The following is a 4,556-nucleotide window of genomic DNA, read 5'->3' as shown; positions in this document are numbered from 1 at the left end:
GCCTCGGCGCTGACGTAAGGGCGGGCATGGCGGGCGATCTGGATCTGATCTTCGGCCAGGCGGCCAACCCGGCCGGGTCGCCTGTCGAGATCGTCTTCGGCGACGACGGCGGCGACGGCCCGGGCGAGGCTGTCGAGCTGCAAGCTGCCGGGTCGATCACGGGCATGCGCGCGCCGATCCTGTTGCGCTCGGGGGTCCGTGCCTTCGCCGCGGGGCAGATCACCGGCTTGTGGCTGGTGGCTGCGGCCCAGTACGACGTCAATGTGACCCGGCCAGTGGTGGGCACGGTCGCCCAGCGCTGGCAGGATGCGGTGCGGCGCGGCGTGCCGGCGCTTGAGCGCTACCAGGCGGCGCTGCCCCTGCAGGCGGCCATCCGCCAGCACTGGCAGGACGCGGGCGCCCTGGGTGCGGCGATCCTGGCGCGCTACGAGGCCGCCGCCATGCTGAGCGTTGCCGTCCGGCAGGGCTGGCAGCAAGCGGCCAGGCTCTCCGGCCCTGGCGTGCGCCAACGGTTCGAGGAGGCGCTGCCGCTGTGCCATGCGATCGCCCAGCACTGGCAGGACGCTGCACGCCGATCGGTGAGTGGGATGCAACGGTTTCAGGAGGCGCTGCCGCTGCGCCGTGTGATTGCCCAGCACTGGCAGGAGGGGCTGCGGGTGTCGGCGGTGGTGACCGACGGCATGGGCATCGCGGTGGCGCGATCGTGCGTCTGGCGCAACCATTACCAAGAGGCCTGGGTGCCCCGGCCGGGGGTGTCCACGCCCACGCAGCCGCCCCATCCCGATCCGTGCTACGTGCCCGAGGTGCCGGTGCACCTGATGTTCGATGCGCTCGTCGACCACGGTGTGCCGGCGCACCTGGTGTTCCTGTGCGATCGCCACTCCGACCCGGAGCCCGGCGCCACTGTCATCGTCCCCGTTCGTAGGACCTATATCGTGATCAACAACATCACCCTGCATCGCGTCGACACGGGCGCCGAGCTGCGCGCCCACAGTTTCAGCATGTCGCTGGACCACCAGAGCTGGACCTGGTCCTGGTCGGCCTCGCTGCACCACGACGCGGCCGGGCACCTGGGGCGTGATGGCCAGGGCGATCCGGCCGAGCTCGAGGCGACGGTCAACGGGGTGCCGTTTCGGCTGCGCCTGGAGCGCACCGTCCAGGACCGGCGCTTCCTGCCCCAGGTGCGCTGGTCGGTCTCCGGCAAGGGCAAGGCGTCGATCCTGGGCGCTCCCTATGCCCCGACGCAATCGTTCAGCCTGGCGGTGCCGCGCACGGCCCAGCAGCTGGCGGCCGACGTGCTCACGGTCAACGGGGTGCGCATGGGCTGGGACCTGGACTGGCAGATTGTGGACTGGCTGGTGCCGGCGGGCGCCTGGGCGCTGCAGGGCACCTACATCGACGCGATCAACGACATCGCCACGGCCGCGGGCGGCTATGTACAGCCGCACGCCACGGATCCGGTGCTGCGCGTGCTGCCTCGCTACCCGGCAGCGCCCTGGGCCTGGGGCGGCATCACGCCGGATTTCGAAATCCCGGGCGCCGCCGCCGAGGTGGTCGGCACCGAGTATGTGGACCGCCCGGGCTACAACCGGGTGTTCCTCGGGGGCGTGAGCGCAGGGGTGTTCGGGCCTTTCAGCAGGGCCGGGACCGCAGGCAACGTGCTGGCGCCCCAGGTCACCCACGCCCTGATCACGCACGCCGACGTCCACCGCGCCCGCGGCATCGCCGAGCTGTCGGACACGGGCCGGCAGGAGCACGTCACCCTGCGCATGCAGGTGCTGCCCGAAACAGGCGTGATCGTGCCGGGACAGTTCGTGCGGTTTCGGGGCGATCAGACGGTGATGGGCATCGTGCGCAGCACGTCGATCGAGTGGAGCCGCCCCACGCTGCGCCAAACCCTATCGATTGAAACCCATGCGTAACGCCTACCGAGAGTTCATGGACCTGATGCCTGCCCGTCCGCTGCAGGTGGGCGATGTCACAGCCGTCGTGGCGGGCGTGGCCACCGTGGCCATGTCTGGTGGGGGCGTGCTGCACGCCCGTGGAGACGTCCAGGCGGGGCAGCGGGTGTTTGTGCGCGACGGAGTCATTGAAGGCCCCGCTCCATCTCTGCCGTACGTGGAGGGCGAGGCGTAACTACACAAAAAGACGGGCGACCTGGCCAAGTGCGCTAACACCTGGCCAAGCCCCCAACCGCTTTGCTGGATTTGGAATGGAGGAGCTCAAGCTGGACTACACCGTAGGCGGTGGAGCCAACCGCGTGGAACGGGGGGAACTCGTCATCTACAACTGGGACCGTGAGGCCGAGCCAGCGGGTCTATTCTGAGGGAGCGATGGGCTCAGCATGGGTGGGCCGCCAGTACCACATCACGCTCTTGTTGTGCTTGTTCCTCGTGAGCTGGAATGTCACGCGCACCCGGCCATGGTTCAACGATTCTGTTTCACCAGTCATCGCCTCGGGCAGACCCGGCGCCGCCCGAGGCAGGTGCACCATGGCTTGGCTGATCTCGTCGCCCATGACACTTCCAAGGACGCCGTTGTCGGATTGCATTTTCATATGCGCAATTCTGTTGCGCGGTGTGCAAGCTACAGTGTCCGCATTTATCTCAGCATCGCGTCGCTATTTATCGCGGCGCGCTTCAACCGAGCGCTGCATGGCAATGCCCACCCGGGTCTCCGGCCGCACCCCCAGCGCCATCAGGCGGTGGGCCACCCGGTTGGCTCTCGCGTTGAGCTCGCCATAACTCAGCGTCCGCTCCCCGAACGACAGGGCCGGCGCCTCGGGGCATTCGCGTGCCCTTTGCTCGAACAGGCGGTGGACGGGAGCCGTCCACGGTTGGCCATGGGCATCCACGCTCCAGTCCAGCAAGCGCGCACGCTCCTGGCCCTGCATCACACCGATCTCCGACAGCCGCACAGGCAAAGGCGATCCCAAGGCCTGGACCACGCCTTGAATGGCCTCGCTCACATAGCCACCGACGGTGGACGCATCAACGCCCGATGCCACCTGGACGACCAACGAAAAATCCGTGCCCAGATCATTCACGAACAGGCCGAAGGGATAGTTGGTGCGCTCCGCCCCACCCACCATCTCGACCCCTTCCCACTGAAGTCTTTCGGCCTGCACATCATCGGACTGCCCGGCCCCGTGGCGGTAGTTGAGCAAGGCGGTGAACAGCGGCACCCCCGCCTCCAGCCCGCTGCAGCGCTGCGCCAGCGACAGGCTCGCATGCTCGTGCTCCAGCAGCCCCGTCAGCGCAACATGCGTCTGCCGCAACGCCTGAGCCACCGCCTGCCCACCCAGCCCGATTCGGATCGGCAAGGTGTTGATGAACATCCCCAGCGCACGGCCCGCATCCCTCTCGCCCTGCATGCGCCCGAACAGCACCGTGCCGAACACCACATCGTCACGCCCCGTGGTCCTGCCCACCACCAGCGCCCAGGCCAGGTGGAACAATGCCGCCGCACTCACCCCGTGGCTGCGCGCCTGCTCGCGGATGCGCCGCGCAAGGCCCGCATCCAGCGCCAACCGCGCCTCCTGCACGCCCGATCCATCCCCGCGCACATCCAACAGCCCGTAGGGCGCCGTCGGCTCTTGCACGTCACCCAGCATCTGCCGGAAGAACGCCTCATGTGCAGCCCTGCTGCGGCCCAGCCGCGCCTGCGCCACAAAGCGCCTGAACGCCACCGGCTCGGGCAACTGCGCCTGCAGGCCCTGCTGCACCAAGCCGATCTCCCTGACCACCAGCTTCAGCGTGGTGTTGTCGTCCACCATGTGGTGGGTGTACAGCTGCAGCCTCCAGCGCTGGCCTTCGGCCACGGCAAAGGCATCGATCATGGGCGCCTGGCGCACGTCGATGCGGTGCAAGGCCGGCAGCGCGCTGGCATCCTGCAGCCACCGCAGTTGCAGCGCCGCCCGCCGCCACACCACCTGCACCGGCTCGCGCAGGCCTTCCCACAGCACGGCCGTGCGCAGAATGTCGTGCCGCGCGATCACGGCGTTGAAGCTGGCCGCAAAGTGCTCCAGTCGCTCGCGGCTGTCGAACAGCAGTTCGTGCGAGGTCACGTAGGCATCGTGCTGCGTGTCCAGCATGTGGTGGAACAGCATGCCCTCCTGCAGCGGCGCCAGCGGGTAGATGTCCTGGATGTTGGCCGCGCCCCCGGGCACCACGGCTTCGATGCGTGCGATCTCCTGGGCATCGAGTTCCACCAGGGTCAGCATCTGCGGCGTGATCGCCGTGCAGCCTTCGGGGATCAGATTGGGTGGCATGTCGATCTCGCCGGTACCCGGCTCCTGCGCCTGCCCCTGCTCCCGCTGCAACGCCTGTGCAAACTCCGCCAGCCTCGGGTGCTGGAACAGCATGCGCACCTGCACGCGCAGGCCCTGGGCGCGCACGCGCTCCAGCAGGCCCAGGGCCAGCAGCGAATGCCCGCCCAGTTCGAAGAAGCCGTCCCGGCGGCCCACGCGCTCCACGCCCAGCACCTCGGCCCAGATGCGCGCCAGCATCTCCTCCAGCTCGCCTTGCGGTGCCTCGTATTGCTGCACCCCGGCCATC

General features: G+C 68.6%; 4 protein-coding genes. 2 read left to right on the top strand and 2 right to left on the bottom strand.

All coding sequences use genetic code 11. The annotated features are described in order from the left end of the window. Window positions 1-1,922: hypothetical protein (locus AVAK2825_RS24525; protein ID WP_349817190.1), on the top strand; the 1,922-nt coding region annotated here is incomplete at its 5' end. After that, on the top strand, window positions 1,915-2,136 hold the full coding sequence (locus AVAK2825_RS24520; protein WP_284403095.1) for a hypothetical protein: 222 nt from the start codon (window positions 1,915-1,917) through the stop codon (window positions 2,134-2,136). The genes AVAK2825_RS24525 and AVAK2825_RS24520, both read left to right, overlap by 8 nt. A gap of 181 nt (window positions 2,137-2,317) precedes the next feature. Here AVAK2825_RS24520 and AVAK2825_RS24510 read toward each other — a convergent pair whose 3' ends face one another. Then, entirely contained in the window at window positions 2,318-2,557 is a 240-nt protein-coding gene (locus AVAK2825_RS24510; RefSeq protein ID WP_284403093.1) for a hypothetical protein, read from the bottom strand. Window positions 2,558-2,620: 63 nt separating this feature from the next. Next, on the bottom strand, window positions 2,621-4,556 hold a 1,936-nt coding region (locus AVAK2825_RS24505), incomplete at its 5' end, for a condensation domain-containing protein (RefSeq protein ID WP_284403092.1).

Source organism: Acidovorax sp. SUPP2825, assembly GCF_030158995.1.
GTDB lineage: Bacteria > Pseudomonadota > Gammaproteobacteria > Burkholderiales > Burkholderiaceae_C > Paracidovorax.
This window is presented reverse-complemented; position numbering and strand designations above follow the sequence as displayed.